General features: G+C 67.8%; 15 protein-coding genes and 3 pseudogenes. 5 read left to right on the top strand and 13 right to left on the bottom strand.

What is annotated here, in order from left to right:
• The coding region (locus AC5WRT_RS22180) for a hypothetical protein (RefSeq protein WP_496095323.1) at positions 1–224 on the bottom strand (224 nt) is incomplete at its 3' end.
• A 1,036-nt stretch (positions 225–1,260) separates the two neighbouring features.
• On the opposite strand from AC5WRT_RS22180, the gene AC5WRT_RS22185 reads away from it, so the two are divergent.
• From AC5WRT_RS22185 to AC5WRT_RS22205, 5 genes and pseudogenes are all read left to right on the top strand, one after another.
• Entirely contained in the window at positions 1,261–1,716 is a 456-nt protein-coding gene (locus AC5WRT_RS22185) for a DUF4232 domain-containing protein (RefSeq protein ID WP_496095324.1), read from the top strand.
• A gap of 559 nt (positions 1,717–2,275) precedes the next feature.
• Complete coding sequence (locus tag AC5WRT_RS22190) at positions 2,276–4,009, top strand: trypsin-like serine peptidase (protein WP_496100534.1); 1,734 nt, start codon at positions 2,276–2,278, stop codon at positions 4,007–4,009.
• A gap of 421 nt (positions 4,010–4,430) precedes the next feature.
• Positions 4,431–4,904 (top strand): aminoglycoside 6'-N-acetyltransferase, encoded by a 474-nt coding sequence (aac(6'), locus tag AC5WRT_RS22195; protein ID WP_496095326.1) that lies wholly within the window; start codon positions 4,431–4,433, stop codon positions 4,902–4,904.
• 59 nt (positions 4,905–4,963) lie between these two features.
• Positions 4,964–5,433: pseudogene (locus AC5WRT_RS22200) on the top strand (helix-turn-helix domain-containing protein); the annotation flags it as partial.
• Positions 5,434–5,652: pseudogene (locus AC5WRT_RS22205) on the top strand (integrase core domain-containing protein); the annotation flags it as partial.
• 329 nt (positions 5,653–5,981) lie between these two features.
• Here the strand turns inward: AC5WRT_RS22205 and AC5WRT_RS22210 are convergent.
• The 12 genes and pseudogenes from AC5WRT_RS22210 to AC5WRT_RS22265 all read right to left on the bottom strand — a co-directional run bounded on the left by AC5WRT_RS22210 (position 5,982) and on the right by AC5WRT_RS22265 (position 15,644).
• On the bottom strand, positions 5,982–7,235 hold the full coding sequence (locus tag AC5WRT_RS22210; protein WP_496100535.1) for a cytochrome P450 family protein: 1,254 nt from the start codon (positions 7,233–7,235) through the stop codon (positions 5,982–5,984).
• Position 7,236: 1 nt separating this feature from the next.
• Entirely contained in the window at positions 7,237–7,578 is a 342-nt protein-coding gene (locus AC5WRT_RS22215; RefSeq protein ID WP_496095328.1) for an antibiotic biosynthesis monooxygenase family protein, read from the bottom strand.
• Positions 7,575–7,901 carry an antibiotic biosynthesis monooxygenase family protein gene (locus AC5WRT_RS22220; protein ID WP_496095329.1) on the bottom strand — a complete coding sequence of 109 codons (327 nt, stop codon included), beginning with the start codon at positions 7,899–7,901 and terminating at the stop codon, positions 7,575–7,577. Before AC5WRT_RS22220 ends, AC5WRT_RS22215 begins: the two co-directional genes overlap by 4 nt.
• 1 nt (position 7,902) lies before the next feature.
• The gene (locus AC5WRT_RS22225) at positions 7,903–8,652 is read right to left on the bottom strand and encodes an SDR family NAD(P)-dependent oxidoreductase (protein WP_496095330.1); all 750 of its coding nucleotides are present in this window, start codon (positions 8,650–8,652) and stop codon (positions 7,903–7,905) included.
• 32 nt (positions 8,653–8,684) lie between these two features.
• Complete coding sequence (locus AC5WRT_RS22230; protein WP_496095440.1) at positions 8,685–9,452, bottom strand: SDR family NAD(P)-dependent oxidoreductase; 768 nt, start codon at positions 9,450–9,452, stop codon at positions 8,685–8,687.
• A pseudogene (locus AC5WRT_RS22235) lies at positions 9,435–9,881 on the bottom strand (SRPBCC family protein); the annotation flags it as partial. The pseudogene AC5WRT_RS22235 and the gene AC5WRT_RS22230, both read right to left, overlap by 18 nt.
• A complete protein-coding gene (locus AC5WRT_RS22240) occupies positions 9,881–10,144 on the bottom strand; it encodes an acyl carrier protein (RefSeq protein ID WP_496095331.1) in 264 nt (87 codons plus the stop codon). The gene AC5WRT_RS22240 and the pseudogene AC5WRT_RS22235, both read right to left, overlap by 1 nt.
• A gap of 43 nt (positions 10,145–10,187) precedes the next feature.
• On the bottom strand, positions 10,188–11,450 hold the full coding sequence (locus AC5WRT_RS22245) for a ketosynthase chain-length factor (protein ID WP_496100536.1): 1,263 nt from the start codon (positions 11,448–11,450) through the stop codon (positions 10,188–10,190).
• Positions 11,447–12,724: a beta-ketoacyl-[acyl-carrier-protein] synthase family protein gene (locus AC5WRT_RS22250; RefSeq protein ID WP_496095333.1), complete on the bottom strand. Its 1,278-nt coding sequence runs from the start codon at positions 12,722–12,724 to the stop codon at positions 11,447–11,449. The genes AC5WRT_RS22245 and AC5WRT_RS22250 overlap by 4 nt, the downstream gene beginning before the upstream one ends.
• On the bottom strand, positions 12,721–13,152 hold the full coding sequence (locus AC5WRT_RS22255) for a cupin domain-containing protein (RefSeq protein WP_496095334.1): 432 nt from the start codon (positions 13,150–13,152) through the stop codon (positions 12,721–12,723). Before AC5WRT_RS22255 ends, AC5WRT_RS22250 begins: the two co-directional genes overlap by 4 nt.
• On the bottom strand, positions 13,149–13,523 hold the full coding sequence (locus AC5WRT_RS22260; RefSeq protein WP_496095335.1) for a TcmI family type II polyketide cyclase: 375 nt from the start codon (positions 13,521–13,523) through the stop codon (positions 13,149–13,151). Before AC5WRT_RS22260 ends, AC5WRT_RS22255 begins: the two co-directional genes overlap by 4 nt.
• A 249-nt stretch (positions 13,524–13,772) precedes the next feature.
• Positions 13,773–15,644 (bottom strand): AfsR/SARP family transcriptional regulator, encoded by a 1,872-nt coding sequence (locus AC5WRT_RS22265; protein WP_496095336.1) that lies wholly within the window; start codon positions 15,642–15,644, stop codon positions 13,773–13,775.
• Positions 15,645–15,659 lie beyond the last annotated feature (15 nt).

Consider the following 15,659-nt stretch of genomic DNA (forward strand, 5'->3'; position numbering starts at 1 on the left):
GTGGAACCTCGTTCCCAGTTGAAGGAGTATCCCTTCGAGCCGAGTGCGAGCCATCCGTCCCTCTGGTTCTTCGGGACTACCCACGATCCGCCAAGGGTGACGGTGGTGGTCTTGGCGTAGGAGATCGAGCCGCTGACGGTCTCCTCGGCGGAAGCGATGAGGACTGACTCACTCAGCTTGGCCGAATATGTAATGGTGCCGGTCCACGTGTGGCCTTGGGCCACCGAGACCGAGAGCGTAATGCCGGACTGCCCGTATACGGTCTTCTTAGGGTCATGACGAACGTGCTCTTGACATTGTAAAAGCGGAAGCCCGGGTCGGGCGGGCAGCCGTCCGGGGTCATCGGGTGGTTAGCACTGCCCGAGTCCCCGCCTTGGTCCACCGATACGTCGGTGTCGGCCGGTGCCTGGGGGATTGGGTTCCCGTCCAGGTCGGCATTGACCTCGGACGAGGTGTCCGACACCGAGGGGGTGTCCTCCGCGAAAGCAGTTCCCATTCCCGCCGTTCCGACGACGAGAAAAACGGCCAGCACGGCGGCTGTGCATGTGCGAGTCAGTGCGGCATTCGTAGTATTCCCTCCCCCTCCGCCCCCCGCCTGGGAGCGGCATGGACACAAAAATCATCGAATGCCTACGTGATCGTCAAGAAAGTGCGGAGAATCTGAGCGAGACTTGAGGTAGAGATCTTTACTGCCTTCGGCGTGTCAGGGCGAGGGTTGGTCATTGAGGGTCAGACCTGTGCCCGCTATGAAGCAGTGGAGGGTGTGGGGCCTGCTGCAGGCGTTCGAATTGGTTGCAGACGAGGGCTTCGAGCCGGTCGAGGGCCATGCCGGGAACGGGCCGCGGGTGTGGGCCACATCATGATGGACGGCGGAGGGCCCGATGCCGTCGCGTGCCGGGCGGCGGGTGAGGGGCCTGGGGAGGGGAGGTTGCTCGCGGGCGAGTTGGGGGAGTTCGACCTCACCATCGGCGACGCGGATGTCCACGCGTCCGCGTCTCAGGGTGCCGCTTCGGGGGGAACCCTCGCGGGGGTGAATGCATCTCCCTGGCCGGGAGGCAGGAGCGGTGGCACCCGGCCTCCGCAGGGTCGCTTCCAGGGGGAGTTCTCGTGGCGCGGCGGACAGCGGCAGTCTCCGCTATCAGCCTGACGGTGATGACGGCTGCTGTGGCGTGCGGTCCAGCACATCCGGGCGCCGGGAAGGCGGGCGCCGGGCCGTCGTCGCGAGCGACGGTGGTGACCCCCGGCGGGGGACGGACGAGTGTGTCCCCCACGGCCTCGGCGGGAGCCGCATGCGGGACCGCGCAGCTGCGATGGAAGCTGACACTCTTCACCCATAAGCCGAGCAAGGCGCCGACGGCTCTGCTGAGCGCGACCAACACCAGCACCGCGCCCTGCGCCTTCGATGGCTATCCGAAGGTGCAGGCGTACGCTGGCAAAGGCCCTGCCGTCTGGTCGGTGCCGAAAGCCAAGGCGCCGGTCCGGCTGGTGTTGAACCATGGCGGCAGGGTGGACTTCCCGCTCTTCTACCCGGCATCCCCTTCCGCAGACGGCTCCTGCGCCATCCCGGTCGACGACGCCCCGCGCATCGAGGTGCTGCCACCGTACCCCGCGTCCACCGACTATGGCGCTTCGCTGCAGATCACCGACCCGCACGGCCGGCATGTGACCCCGGTGTTCTGCGACACCATTTACGTGGGCGCACCCCGTCCGCAGTAGTCGGCAACAAAATCTGTACATGCGTTCGATTATTGTGCGATCATGATGGCACCGGTGACCGCTGACCATGGTCTACCGGGTGCCGTCTCACGGGGCGGCGGGGGGAATGCATCGGGGGGTGCGCTGTGGGCTGGACTGGATCATGGGCGCGTCCCTGCCTGTCCACACGTGAGGGCCCGCGCGTCGAACGGCCCGAGTCGGGCCGTCTGCCGAGCCTGCCATCTGTCATGACGCCCGGTGCGCCCGAGCGGCGACCACGATCAGCCGCCACGGCCGAAACGCCTTCACTCCGCTCCGTACCGAGGAACTGAACTTCCCGCCGGCAAGACCCGGCCGCGCCCTCCGCGCCGGCCGTCCATTCACTGCGTGGCTCGGACGTGTCGAGCTCTCCGGCCTGCCTCACCTGGAGCAAATTAAGTTGCATAAACGAATAGGCCTCGGGAGTGCGTTCGCGTTGTGCGCCGCACTTCTTCTGGGCAACGCCGCCGCGGCCAGAGCCGCCACACCCGCCCCGGCCCCCACCAGACAGGTGACTGCCAGTCCGAACCACACCGACGACATGACCGCCGTCGCGAGCCCTTCGGTGTCCGTCACGCCCTCGTCGGCTAACAACGGCAGTTGGACTGTTCAGGACGCCATCCGGTTCTGGACGCCCCAGCGCATAGCCTCGGCCACCGACCCCTCGGGCCGCATCGCGCAGCCGCAGAGCTGGAAGGCACCGCGTAAGAAGCGGTCCCTGACCGCCATTGACGGTGAGCACTTCGGCGGCATCAAGTCCGTCGGCATGCTCTTCACCACCACAGGTGACATGAAGGCCCATCACTGCACGGCCAGCGTGGTACGCAGCCCCGGGCACGACCTCATCCTCACTGCCGGGCACTGCCTCGGCAGCAACGCGGCGTTCGTACCCAAGTACGACCACACGAAGTCAGCGGGTGACCAGCCTTATGGCATCTGGCCGGTTAAGGAGTGGTTCCGCGACTCCCAGTACGCCTCGGACCGCAGCGCCAACTCCGACCTGGACTTCGCCTTCGCGAGCCTGAAGGAGAACGGCGGGCGCAACGTCCAGGACGTCGTGGGCGCCAACACCCTCGCCCGGACACCGGGGTTCGTCAACCAGGTGACCGTGATCGGCTATCCCATGGTCAAGTACGACTCGCAGGACCGCGCGTTCCGCTGCCCGAATGTCTGGACGACGCCGCTGCCGGCCTACAACCAGATGCAGATCGACTGCGCCGGCATGTGGGGAGGGGTCTCCGGCGGACCGTGGTTCTCCAAGTTCGACGCCTCCGGCGACACCGGCGAGATCATCGGCAACGTGGGCGGCTTCCTGCAGGGTGGTCCCGATGTGAAGACCGACAATCCGCTGTACAACCGGATCACCTACAGCCCGCTGCACGGTGACCGGTTCTTCCAGGACTACGACGACGCCCAGCAGGGCCTGCACACCGACCACGGCCCCTACCATCAGCCGCCCCTGCCCTACTCCATGGGCAACGGGAGCACGTGGGAGCACGCCAAGCTGATGGCCGCCGGTGACTTCAACGGCGCCGGCCACAGCGACCTGATCGTGGTCTGGACCGACGGCGAAGTGACCCTCTACACCAACGACGGCCAAGGCCACTTCATCTCAGAACGGCAACTGCTGGCCCCGAACTCGACCTGGACGCACGCGGAGACGATCACCGCGGGCGACTTCACCGGATCGAACCAGATCGACCTGATGGTGCGCTGGTCCGACGGGGAGGTCACCCTCTACGGCGACGTCGGCACCAATGGCCTCAACGTGCCCGGCACCCAGATGATCGCGCCCAACTCCACCTGGCAGCACGCCACCCAGATCGCCGCGGGCCGTTTCGGTTCCTCGGCCTACGTCACGGACCTGATGGTGCGCTGGTCCGACGGCGAACTCACCCTCTACACCAATGTGGGCGCCGGCGGCTTCGGACAGGAGCACAAGCTCAAGGACCCGAATTCCACCTGGACCAACGCCACCCTGCTGACCGCCGGCGAGTTCTCCGGCAACCAGAAATGGGACCTGATGGTGCAGTGGACGGACGGTGAGCTGGACAACTACGTCGGCACCACGACCTCCGCCCTCGGCAGCGAGGCACGCATCCAGGACCCCAACGGCCTGTGGACGCACAACACGGTCATGACGACCGGTGATTTCACTCCCGACCACCGCACTGACGACCTCGTCGTCCGCTGGTCCGACGGTGAGACCACGCTGTACGCCGACACCGGGATGAGCACCCTGGGCACCGAGCACAACCTGGTCCCCCACGCCTGAGGACCCGGTCCGAGCGCACGGAACCGGTTGAGTGCGGTCGACGCCATCCCGCCTCGCCGCGCTCAACCGGAACCTGTCCTCGGCCGGGGCCTCACCACGCCGTTCCCGGTTTCGCCGCGACCGCCGTGGCGACTGGCGAGAGCCCCAGCCGCGCCGTCCGCGTGTGGCTGGACGACCGCGGGCTGCCGGGACCGGCCGCGTAACCGCGCCGGCAGGGGCGACGAGCACCAGGCGCACGGCGAGCCGCCCCCGGCAGCTGCCGTACGCCCGGCCGCAACCCTGCTCGAGAACGTAAGTCACGCCGCCTACGTGCCTCCGGTTGAGAGGTGCCCCTGCCGCGGCGGTGAAGCTTACGACGTGGTCGGCTATTGAGCGAGTCATGCTTCGGAACGTGCTTGCATCTCCAGGGATACTGAGGGGCATGGAGCTGCGTGGGGTCAAGGTCGTACTGCGGCCGGTGGCCGTCGGTGATGGGGAGGCCCTTGACAGCATCGTGCGGGAGCCGGAAGTCGCGGTGTGGTGGTCGCCCCCGAACGACTTCGGGGGCATGCTCGCCGTTGTCTTCGAGGGCGAGGTCATCGGAGCGATCCAGTTCGAGGAAGAAGCCGACCCCGAGTTTCGGCACGCCGGCATCGACATCTTCCTGACGGCGCGACATCACGGGAAGGGGATCGGCACCGACGCCGTACGCACCCTGGCCCGGTGGCTGCTGCACGAACGCGGCCATCATCGGCTGACCATTGACCCCGCCGCAGCCAACACCGCGGCGATCCGCAGCTACGGCAAGGTCGGGTTCAAGCCCGTGGGGATCATGCGCGCCTACTGGCGCAACCACCGGACGGGCACCTGGCAGGACGGACTGCTCATGGATCTGCTCGCCGAGGAGCTGACCTGACCGGTCGGTGCCAAGTACACCGGGCGTGACGTGATGAGGGCCGCACCGGTTCTTCCGGTGTGCAGACGAAGTGGGCCCGCGCGGCCTTGTCCCATCCTGCCTTCACCGGCATCTCCCGCCAACATCTCGGCGGCTTGGTCGAAGAGTTGGCCGAGCCGTGGTGCGCGGGCACGAGGCAGACCTGCACGAGCGGCGTGGCCACCAGCGGCTACGTGCCGCCGGCGCCGGCCCCAAGCACGAGTTGGTCTTCACCGACCGCGTCGTGCTCAGCCTCGTCCACCTGCGCACGAACCTGCCGCACGCGGCCCTCGCCACGCTGTACGGCGTCGGCCGCTCCACGGTGAGCGAGGCAATCGACGAGATCCGCCCCCTGCTCGCCCGGCGCGGATTCGCGGTTCCCGACCGGCCCGGACTGCGGCTGCGCACCCTGGCCGATGTGTTCGCCTACGCCGAGGCCGAGGGCGTCACTCTGCGGATCGACGGCATGGAGACCCAGGTCCGCCGCCCCAGGGCACACCGGACCGGACGCGGCACGAGCGCGGACAACGCGCTCGCCGAGAGCTTCAACGCGGCCCTCAAACGCGAGACGCCCCGTGGTGTCCGCCGCTTCGACGGGGCCCGCGTCTGCCGCCTGGCCGTCTTCCGCTGGACCACCCGATACAACACCCGCCGACGGCACTCCGCGAACGGACAGCAGGCACCGATCGCCTACGAGCAGCAGTCAGCTGCCCTGACAGTCGCCGCATAACGACACGAACAGGTGTCCGCCCCTCCGGGACAAGGCCCACCGACGAGGTGTCCTGGCAGTTGCCCCAGCCTCAGGCACGACGCCCTGGCGTACATCCTCCCCAGTGTCAGACGCCGCAGCCCTGATGAAGCCGACACCGAGCAGATACGCCCGGTCGTGCCTGCGGCCAGGCTGCAGTGCCATGGCCACGAACAAGCGCGGTGGGCGACGGTGCAAAACTACCGCCACCCACCTGCCATTCGAAGCGGTGGTGCTGCCGCGGGACCGATGGCGGAGTGCCGAACCCTGGACCCGTTGCTGCGTGAGCACCGACCGCTCGAACTGGGAACTCACGCGATGAGCACCGGAAGCTCCTCCAGCCCACGCATCATCAGGCTGCTGCGCCAGCGCAGTTCACCAGGCGCCACTGCGAGCCGCATCTTCGGGAACCGCGCGAAGAGCCGGCTGAGCACGATCTGCCCTTCCAGCCGGGCGAGGGGAGCACCCAGGCAGTGGTGGATGCCATGGCCGAAAGCAAGCCCTCCGGAACTGTCGCGCCCGATATTCAGCTGATCCGGTTCCTCGTAACGCTCCGGATCACGGGCCGCGGCGCCAAGTGAGATCGTCACGAACTCGCCCTCGGGGATGACGATGTCGCCCACCTCGACGGGTTCAGTCGTGAAGCGCCACGTGGCATTGGTCACCGGGCCGTCGTAACGCAGGAACTCCTCGATCGCGGCAGGCCACATCGATTCCTCTGCGGCCAACTGCTCACGTACCCCCGGCTGGCGAAGCAAGGCAAGTGCACCATTGCCGATGAGGTTGACGGTCGTTTCGTGCCCGGCGACCAGGAGCAGGAAGGCCATGGAGATCAGTTCGTCCAGCGTCAGCTGATCTCCGTCGTCCGTGGCATGGACGAGGTCGGACAGCAGGTCGTCGTCCGGCGCGGCGTGCTTGGCATCGATCAGGGCCCGCAGGTAGCCGATCATGTCGGCACTGGCCTGGCGTACCTCCTCCGTCCCCGCACCGGACACCAGCAGGTTCGACCAGCCGCGGAACGCGGTGCGGTCGTCCGGAGGGACGCCGAGCAGCCAGCAGATCACGGTAAAGGGCACGGGGAAGGCCAGTGCCTCCATGAGGTCGGTCCGCTGGTGGCGTGCGATGCCTTCCAGCAGTTCGTCAGTGAGTTCAATGATCCTCTGCCGCAGCGATGCCACACGGCGCGTGGTGAAGGCCCTGCTGACCAGCCGCCGCAGCCGTGTGTGGTCCGGAGGGTCGCTGTCGAGCATGTGCACGCTCAGCACATGGGGGAACTGGCTCCGCTCTCCCGCCTCCTTCAGAAACTCCTCCCGTTTCGCCGGGTCGGCGAAATTGCGCGGGATAAGGTCCCGGCCGACGCGCATGTCCTTGCTCAGCCTCTGGTCGGCAAGAAGGGCTCTCGCATCCTCATAGCGTGTGACCAGCCATGTGCGTAGCCCGTTCGGAGTGGTTACCGGCACGGCGGGCGCGGTCTGCCGCAGGTCCGCCAGCATTTCGTGCGGATGCTGAAAAAATGCGGGCGTGAACAGCTCGAGCGGGAGCGACGGCGTGTCCGTTTCCGCCATGTCAGGCTCCTTTCCCGGCCGGTTCGGCCCAGCCGGCGCCGTAACGGGCAAGTTCTCTATAGATCTCGAACGGGCGCTTCCGTCCAGTGTCACGGAAGGGGCGCAGCGGTGCCGTCTGCTCCTTGTGCGCAGCCGCTCCCTCCCACGCCGTGAAGGCATCCCAGTCCGACCAATGGCTGATCACCACGAACGCCCGCGGGTCGTCGGCGCTGGCCAGGAGCTGGTTGCCCAGGAGCCCGGGAGTCCCGGCCATCCGCCGGCTCGCCTCGTGGTAGGCAGTGAGCACCCCGTCCGGATCGTCACTGAGGTGGTAGAGCACCACCTCCACCGCACCCGGCGTCACGACCGGTCGCCAGCGGCGCCGGCCAGTGCCGCGACCACGTGCATGGTCGTCATGGAGCCACCGCTGCGGTAGGGATGCAGCTTCGTGCGGTGCTCCAGATGCCGGTCGCTGGTCTCGAATGCCCGGAACTGCGGCTCGTCCACCCAGTCGCTGACGATGTAATAGATGCCGTCTTCCTCGGCGCTGCGGGACAACCACTGCCCGAGGTTAGCGGAATGGCCCGTGACCGAGTCCCCCACTTCGCGCCACACCCGCTCGAAGTCCGCCTCCATACCGGGCCTGATCTCCATTCGGAGCATCACCCGGAACACCGCGTCAGCCATCTTAGATCCCCCCGTCGACGTTGACGGTCTCGCCGGTGACGTACGTCGACAGATCGCTCAGCAGGAACAGAACGGGACCCGCGAGTTCGTCCACGGTGCCGAGCCGGGCCAGGGCGGTCTTCTGCGCGTAGGTGGCCCGCAGGCCCGCGGCGCGATCGGCGGGCATGGCGTCGAACGCCTCGGTTTCTATGACACCGGGCGCGATGACGTTGATGCGGATGCCGTGCGGTCCGAGTTCCTTGGCGAGGGACCTGGTAAGGCCAATCAGGGCGGCCTTGGAGGCCGTGTAGTGGGCCCGCAGGGGAATACCGGCAGCGGCGCCTCGCGATCCTATGTTGACCACCGAGGAGCCATGGCCGAGCAGCAGCAGGGCCTGCTGGATGATGCGGTAGGAGGCGGTGAGGTTGGTGTCGAGGATGCGCGACCACTCCGTTGCGGGGAGTTCCGCGAACGGGATGTGGCTGATCACCCCGGCGTTGTTGACGATGCCGTCAAGCCGTCCGAAGCGGTCCCTGGCCTCGCCGACGAGCCGGTCGACTTGGTCGATGTCGCCGATGTCGGCCCGTATCACATGATGGTCGCCGCCGGTCTCCTTCAGTGCCTGGGTCAGGCTGTCGGCCGCTTCGCCGTCCTGCCGGTGGCAGGTGAGCACATCGGCCCCGGCCCGGGCGGCGGCAAGGACGATCCCGCGGCCGATGCCGCGCGTCCCGCCGGTGATGAGGACTTTCTTGCCGTGCAGGGCGAGTTCCACTGAGCTGTTCCCTTCTGGAGGTCGGGGGCGGCTCACACGCAGCCGTCGACGTGGATGTTCTGGCCGGTGACGTAGGCCGCGTGCTCGCTGATGAGGAAGAGCACGACGTGGGCGATCTCCTCGACGGTGCCGAGCCGGCCGAGCGCCGCGAAGGCGGAGAAGGTGCGCCGCTGTTCGTCGGCGACGTCCGGCGGCAGCGCGTCGAGGGCCTCGGTGGCGATCCGGCCGGGAGAGACGGTGTTGACGCGTATCCCTCGCGGGCCGAGCTCACGGGCGAGCGAACGGGTCATGCCGACGAGCGCGGACTTCACCGCCGTGTAGTGAACGCCGCCGGCCATGCCGATGGAGGCCACCGTGGAGCCGATGTTCACGATCGAGGATCCGGATCCCAGCAGCGGGAGCGTGCGCTGGCTGACCAGGTGTGTGGCTGTCAGGTTGCTGCGCAGGGCAGCCGACCACTCGGTGGTGTCAAGCTCCTGGTAGGGCTTCGGAGCGAAGGCGCCCGCGTTGTTGACCACTGCGTCCAGTCCGCCGAGGCTCGTCTCGCACTCGGCGACCAGCCGGTCGATGTCGTTCTCGTCGGACGCGTCGGCGCGCACCACCGTGTGCTTGCCCATTGTCCGGGCCAGCTCCTGCTCCAGAGTGGTGACGGTCTCGCCGGGCTCCCGGTAGCAGGTGGCCACGCTTGCGCCAGCCCGGGCGGCGGCCAGCACGATGCCGCGGCCTATGCCACGCGTCCCGCCGGTGACCAGGACGCGGCGGCCGGCCAGTTGTTGGTCAGCGCGCGCTGCGCTCTCCACCTTGTTCTTGATGAGCCGCATCTGGACGACCGTGTTGCGGTTGAGGCGATCGGTCATGCCCGCGTCGTCGAGGGGGGCGCCTGGCTTCATCGCGAAGTCCTGGACCCAGCGCATCCGGACGCCGTCGGGCAGCTGCTCGTACTCCCAGCGAATGTTCATGTACTCGAAGGGGCCGGTCTCCACCCGGTGCGCGCGCACGGTGCGGGTCGCCTCGTCCGCTGTTCGCTCGGAGACCCAGCTCCAGACCTTGCCGGTCTCGTCGGGGTGCAGCGCGAGCCGGAAGGTGACCGTGTTCCCGGCGCGCTCGATGATCTCGGCGGACGCGTACTCGTTGAACAGCCGCGGCCATGAGGCCACGTCGTTGGTCATCGACCACACCAGCTCCATGGGCGCGTCGACGATGACCGCGTTATCGGTGTGCCCGGCCATCAGACCTGCACCTCCGCGAGCCTTGCGTTGACGTAGGCCGCAGCTTCGCGTGGCGTCAGAGTGTGCGCCAAGTCGCCGTCCGGGATGGCGATGCTGTACTCGCGCTCGATCCGGCTGGTGAGTTCGAGTACCGCCAGCGAGTCGTATCCCAGGTCGCTGAGCGAGGTGTCGGCGACATGCTCGCCGTCCAGATCGTCGTGCTGGTCGACTCCCGCGCCGGTGCGCAGGATCCGTTTGAGGTCGTCCACCGTGAACGTGGCCATCTGCGGTGCCTTTCGTGGATCGTGTCGTGGGGTGGGGGTCGGTTTACGGCTGGAAGTCCGTACGGTCGCCGCGGCTCACCACGAGTGCGGAGGTGAAGCCGCCGTGGCCACGGGCCAGCACCAGCGCGACGTCCGGGCCGGTCTGGCGCGGCCGGTCGAGGACGAGGTCGAGGTCGCAGCCGGGGGCCGGGCGTTCGAGTCCGACGGTGTGCGGCACCACGCCGCTGCTCAGGGCGAGCAGCGCGGTGGCCGTGTCCACGGCCGCGCCGCCCGCGTAGAGCCGTCCGGTGAGGGTTTTGGGAGCGGTGACCGGGACACCTCCCGGCCCAAAGACCTCGGTGATGGCGCGGGCTTCGGCAAGGTCGTGCTCCGGCACTCCGGAGGCGTCGGCGAAGATGACATCGACCGCGTCGGGCTGCACCTTGGCGTCGGCGAGGGCGCGCCGGATCACCGAGGCGAGCACCGGCGGCCGTCCGGATGCGGAGGGAGGGTCGAACCCGGCCGCGTGGCCGAGCAGCACTCCGTAGTGATCGACGGCTCGCTCTTGGGCCGACTCGGCGCTCTCGACCACCAGGAAGGCCCCGCCCTCGCCCGGTACGAAGCCAGAGGCTGCCGCGTCGAAGGGCAGGTAGGCGCGTGATGGATCGTCCTCGACCGACAGATTCCCGGAGGACATCTGGGCGACCAGTCCGTAGGGGCACAAGGAGGCGTCGGTACCGCCACTGAGCACCAGCCGGGAGCCGGTGTGCAGCAGACGGCGGGACTGTGCCAGTGCCTCCAGACCGCCCGCTTGCTCGCAGCACAGCACGCCGCAGGGACCGCGCATGCCGTGCCGGATGGAGACCTGTCCCGTGGTCGCCGCGTAGAACCAGGCGATCGACTGGTAGGCGCCGACCCAGGAAGGGCCTTGCTGGTAGAGCTGCTCCATCTCGTGCTGCCCGAACTCGGTGCCGCCGGAGGAACTGGCGGTGACCACGGCCATCTCGTACTCGGGGAGGGTCTGGGGATCGGCGTGCGCATCGTCGAGCGCCGCCTGCGCAGCAGTCAGCGCGAGGTGCGTGAAACGGTCGGTCTGCGGGACCAGGCGTCCGGCCACCAGGCGTCCAGCGTCGAACCCCGGTACCTCACCGGCCACTTGCACCGGATATTGCGAGGGGTCGAACCGAGTGATCCGGCCCAGGCCGCTCTTGCCGGCCAGTACCGATTCCCAGTGCTGGCGTACGTCGAGCCCGGTCGGGGCGACCACGCCGAGCCCGGTGACCACCGGTAAGGGATGGTGACCGGACCGCAGTCCTGATGCACTCATGCCGCCGCTCCCTGCTCAATACGGGGGCGGCCCAGCACCATCGCGCTCTGGAAGCCGCCGAATCCGCTGCCGACGCTGAGCACCCGTTCCATCCCGTGTTCGCGCGCGTCCCTGGGCACGTAGTCCAGGTCGCACTCCGGGTCGGGCACCGAGAGGTTGGCTGTCGGCGGTACGACCTGGTGACGCAGTGCCAGGGCGCAGGCGGCGATCTCCAGCGACCCGATGGCGCCGAGGGAGTGCCCGATCATTGACTTGATCGAGCTGACCGGAACCTGATACGCGCGCTCCCCGAGACTGCGTTTGAACGCTGCGGTCTCGTGGCGGTCGTTCTGCTTGGTGCCGGAGCCGTGGGCGTTGATGTAGTCGATGTCATCCGGGTCGAGCCGGGCCCGGTGCAGGGCGACCCGGATGGCTTCGGCCATCTCCCTTCCGTCCGGCTTCAGCCCGGTCATGTGGAAGGCGTTGCTGCGGCCGGCGAACCCGAGGATCTCCGCGTAGACGGGTACTCCGCGGCGCCGCGCCGCTTCGGCCTCTTCGAGCACCAGCACCGCCGCGCCCTCGCCGAGCACGAACCCGTTGCGTCGGCCGTCGAAAGGCCGCGACGCGTGTGCGGGGTCGTCGTTGTCGGGAGTGGTCGCCTTGATCGCGTCGAAACAAGCGGAGGTGATGGGCGACAGCGGGGCGTCGGTGGCACCTGCCACGACGGTGTCAGCGCTGCCCTCCTCGATCAGCTGAACGCCGTGACCGATCGCATCGAGGCCCGAGGTGCATCCTGTGGAGATCAGTGCCACCGGACCCTCGGCCCCCGCCTGCCACGCGACCTCCACGGCCAGAGTGCTCGGGACCATGTAGCCGTAGAGGTGCGGAACACCGTAGGAGTGGTCGACGAGCCAGTCCCGGCCGCCGTCGGAGAGTACGGCGTACTCGTCCTCAAGGCCCATGGTGCAGCCCACGGCGCTTCCGATGCTCACTCCGACACGGCTCGGGTCGGCGCCCGGCAGGTCCAGCCCGCTGTCCTGGATCGCCTCGCGCGCAGCGACGACCGCGAACTGCGCGGCGCGGTCCATGCGCCGCGCCTCCTGCGGTGAGAGTCCCGCGCTCAGCGGATCGAAGTCGCATTCGGCGGCGATCCGGGAGCGGAAGCCGGAGGCGTCGAAGAGGCTGATACTGCGGGTGGCGGTGCGCCCGGCGGTGAGCAAGTCCCAGTAGGCGTCGCGTCCGACACCGCCTGGTGCGACCGTCCCCACACCCGTGACGACCGCGCGGCGGTTCATCGAGGACCGCCGACGCTCGGGTTGTCGGCGTCCGTGTCCAGGGCCTGCTCCGTGTCGACGTGTCCGAGTTCCGGGCGGGGCGCCAGCGGTGACAGGTGGAAGACGGCTTGGGCGGGTACAGGGCCGGTGTTCACCAGCCGATGGCGGATGCCGATCGGCACGAGCAGCGAGTCTCCGGGGCTCAGTTGCACCGTCACCCCGTCCAGACGCATCTCCAGGTGGCCCTGAACGATGTGCAGGAACTCCTCCGAGTAGGGGTGAAGGTGCTCTGTTACGAACTCTCCGGGCGCCAGCCTCAGTACCCCGCCGAAGCCGGAGCTGCAGCCCACCGTCTTCGGGCTCAGCGTCACGCGAATGTCGCCGCCGCGCTTGGTGTTGGCCGGCACGGAGTTGACGGCGACCTTGGTGGCCATCTGCGAGGCGGTCATGCGGCACCGTCCCCCATGCTCATACCGGCCGGATCCGTGATCAGTGGCCCTTGCTCGGGCGTCCAGGAGTAGAAGGGGACGGCCATGGCGTCCTTGGGCTCCTGCCAGTGGGGGTCGTAGGGGGACATGAACTGGCCCAGCCGGGTGTTGATCTCGCCGTACAGGGGGTGGCTGCGTGCCTTGTCGAGATTCGGCGCGATGTCCTGGTCGGCCTCCACCAGGTGGAAGTAGAGATTGTGGAAGGCGAACAGGGTCCGCCGCGACACTCCCACCATGTGCGGCAGTTCGGTCCGGTCTGAGTCGGCGAAGATTTCTGCGACGCTCCTGGCGTCGGCGAGGTTCATCTTCGCCACGATCAGCGTTCGATGCACGATGTCCTCCGGCTGCTCGGTTCCTGCTTCACCCTGGTCGGCGGGGTTCGAAGGAGTCTGAAAGGAGCCTGAAGAAGTCTCGAAGGAATCTGGAGCCATCAGGCCGCTCCACGGGGCACAGTGAAGCGGCCCTCCGCCGAATCGTGCGGAGGGCCGCAAAATCCTGGTCGGGCGATCAGCTCTCGATGGCCGCCACGATTCGGCCGTCACCGACACAGCCGGCAAGCCGCGGCGGACCGCTGGGCGCCTTCAGGAGGCCTTCGTCAAACTCACCGTCGCCACCGTGTCTTTGCTTCTTTCGCCGAGCAGAAGGAGTACCGCTCGCCGTGTGAGAGGGGACATGGTGTAAACGGGCTCGTTCCCCCACACCTCCTTGAGGCGGGAGGGGTGATCGAAGGACTCGTTTACGAGGTGTACGTCGACAAGGGAATCAAGGAGTATCTCTACGTCACCGCCAGGCAGCAATTGGCTGACCTCGCTCAGGTGCCATCGTGTGCGACCGCTTTCTGCCAGGAGTTGCAGCAGATGCCGGTGCTGCTCCGGCAAGTAGCGGTAGCTCAACTCCACCGTATTCATCAGGGACTGGGTGCCTGCGGGGAGCTCCAGCAGCAGGCTGCGGTCACGGCGGAGCCGCGCCATCAACCGGGTGGCCGACCATGTCGGCCTGGACGCGAGGCGGTTGCCCACGCCGCGTACGAGCAGCGGCAGGCCCTCGCACATGCGCATCAGTTCGTCTACGGCATCGGACTCGCTGTGCGAGCTGCCTTCACCGACTACGCCGTCGTACAGCCGGAGTGCCAGGTCGTGTGACAGCACGTCGAGCGCGATCTTCCGGCCCGTGGCATGGCCTTGCGTCCGATGGCGGTTGGTGGTGATCACCGCGCTGTTCGAGCCGCCCGGCATCAGGGTGCGCAACTGTGATGCGGCCGCCACATCGTCGATCACCACCAGTACGCGCCGGTCGGCGGTCCAGGTGCGAAAGAGCTGGGCCAGCTCCTCGAGCCCTGTAGGTAGTCTGTCGCGGGCCATTCCGCACGCGCTGAGACTCGCAGCGAGCACGTCAGCGAGCCGAGTGACGCCGTCGTTGCCCACCTCGGACAGGTCCATGAAGAGCTGTCCGTCCGGGAAGTGCTTGCGAAGCCGGTGAGCGGCCTTGATGGCGAAGGTGGTCTTGCCGATTCCGGGTGGACCGTGAACTTCCGCGACCCGCAGGCCTGCCTTCTCGGAGGCATCGAGGCAGAGGTACTTCTCCAGTTGATCCAGTTTCTCGGCCCTTCCCACGAAGTCACCGATGTCCGCAGGGATCTGAGCAGGGTTCAAGGCTGTTACCCGGGCAGCCGTAACTTCGCCCCCGGGCTTCATCCTGCCCTGCCTGGCCAGGTGGCCGCGGTCGGCCAGCACCTCTTGGTGCAGCCTGTGCAGCGGTGCCGACGGTTCCAGTCCCAGCTCGTTGACCAGCCTGGCCCGCAGCGCGCGAAACACGTCGAGTGCCTCAGGACGGCGGCCGCAGCGTTGCAGGGCTCGCATGAGCTGCCCGGCGAACGCTTCATGGGTGGGGTAGGTGCGGACGATGGCGGACAGTTCGTCCACGATGGCATGGTGGTGGCCGAGTTCCAGCTCGATGGCGAACCGTTTTTCCAGGACGTTCTTGCGCCGCTCTTCCAGTTGGGTCGACCAGGCGGACAGCCGGTGTCCACCGGATACATCAACGAGTGCGTCTCCTCGCCAGGTGTCGAGGGCGTCCCGGAGCGTCCGGGCTGCCGTGTCGCCGGCACCGTTGCGGTACTCGTCCATCCCCTGCTCGACGAGTTGCTCGAAGCGGTACGCGTCTACGGACGCCCTGCCTCCCAGACGCAACTCGTATCCACCCACTCTGGTCAGGAGCGCCGGGAGTTCCCGCGGTGGACGGGACCCAAAGGCCGCACCGGTCTGCCCGGTGGCCAGTCGGAGCTTGCGGCGCAGCTGGTAGACATACGTTTGCAGAGTGGCCGCCGCGGTAATGGGGGGATATTCTCCCCACAGCTCTTCGCACAGCTGGTCGCCCGTAACCAGCATATTGAGATTGAGTACCAGAAGGGCGAGCACTTGGCGGAGTTTAGGAGCTGACGGTGTGGCATCCACACCGTCCCGCCGTAT

The sequence above is a fragment of the Streptomyces sp. NTD91 genome (assembly GCF_059510455.1).

What these genes read in the sequence shown, in the direction of transcription:
- AC5WRT_RS22240 (WP_496095331.1), bottom strand. Translation starts at nt 10,144, where the DNA reads ATGGCCACGTTCACGGTGGACGACCTCAAACGGATCCTGCGCACCGGC.
- AC5WRT_RS22255 (WP_496095334.1), bottom strand. Translation starts at nt 13,152, where the DNA reads ATGACCGCCTCGCAGATGGCCACCAAGGTCGCCGTCAACTCCGTGCCG.
- AC5WRT_RS22220 (WP_496095329.1), bottom strand. Translation starts at nt 7,901, where the DNA reads ATGGCTGACGCGGTGTTCCGGGTGATGCTCCGAATGGAGATCAGGCCC.
- AC5WRT_RS22210 (WP_496100535.1), bottom strand. Translation starts at nt 7,235, where the DNA reads ATGGCGGAAACGGACACGCCGTCGCTCCCGCTCGAGCTGTTCACGCCC.
- AC5WRT_RS22245 (WP_496100536.1), bottom strand. Translation starts at nt 11,450, where the DNA reads ATGAGTGCATCAGGACTGCGGTCCGGTCACCATCCCTTACCGGTGGTC.
- AC5WRT_RS22250 (WP_496095333.1), bottom strand. Translation starts at nt 12,724, where the DNA reads ATGAACCGCCGCGCGGTCGTCACGGGTGTGGGGACGGTCGCACCAGGC.
- AC5WRT_RS22190 (WP_496100534.1), top strand. Translation starts at nt 2,276, where the DNA reads ATGACCGCCGTCGCGAGCCCTTCGGTGTCCGTCACGCCCTCGTCGGCT.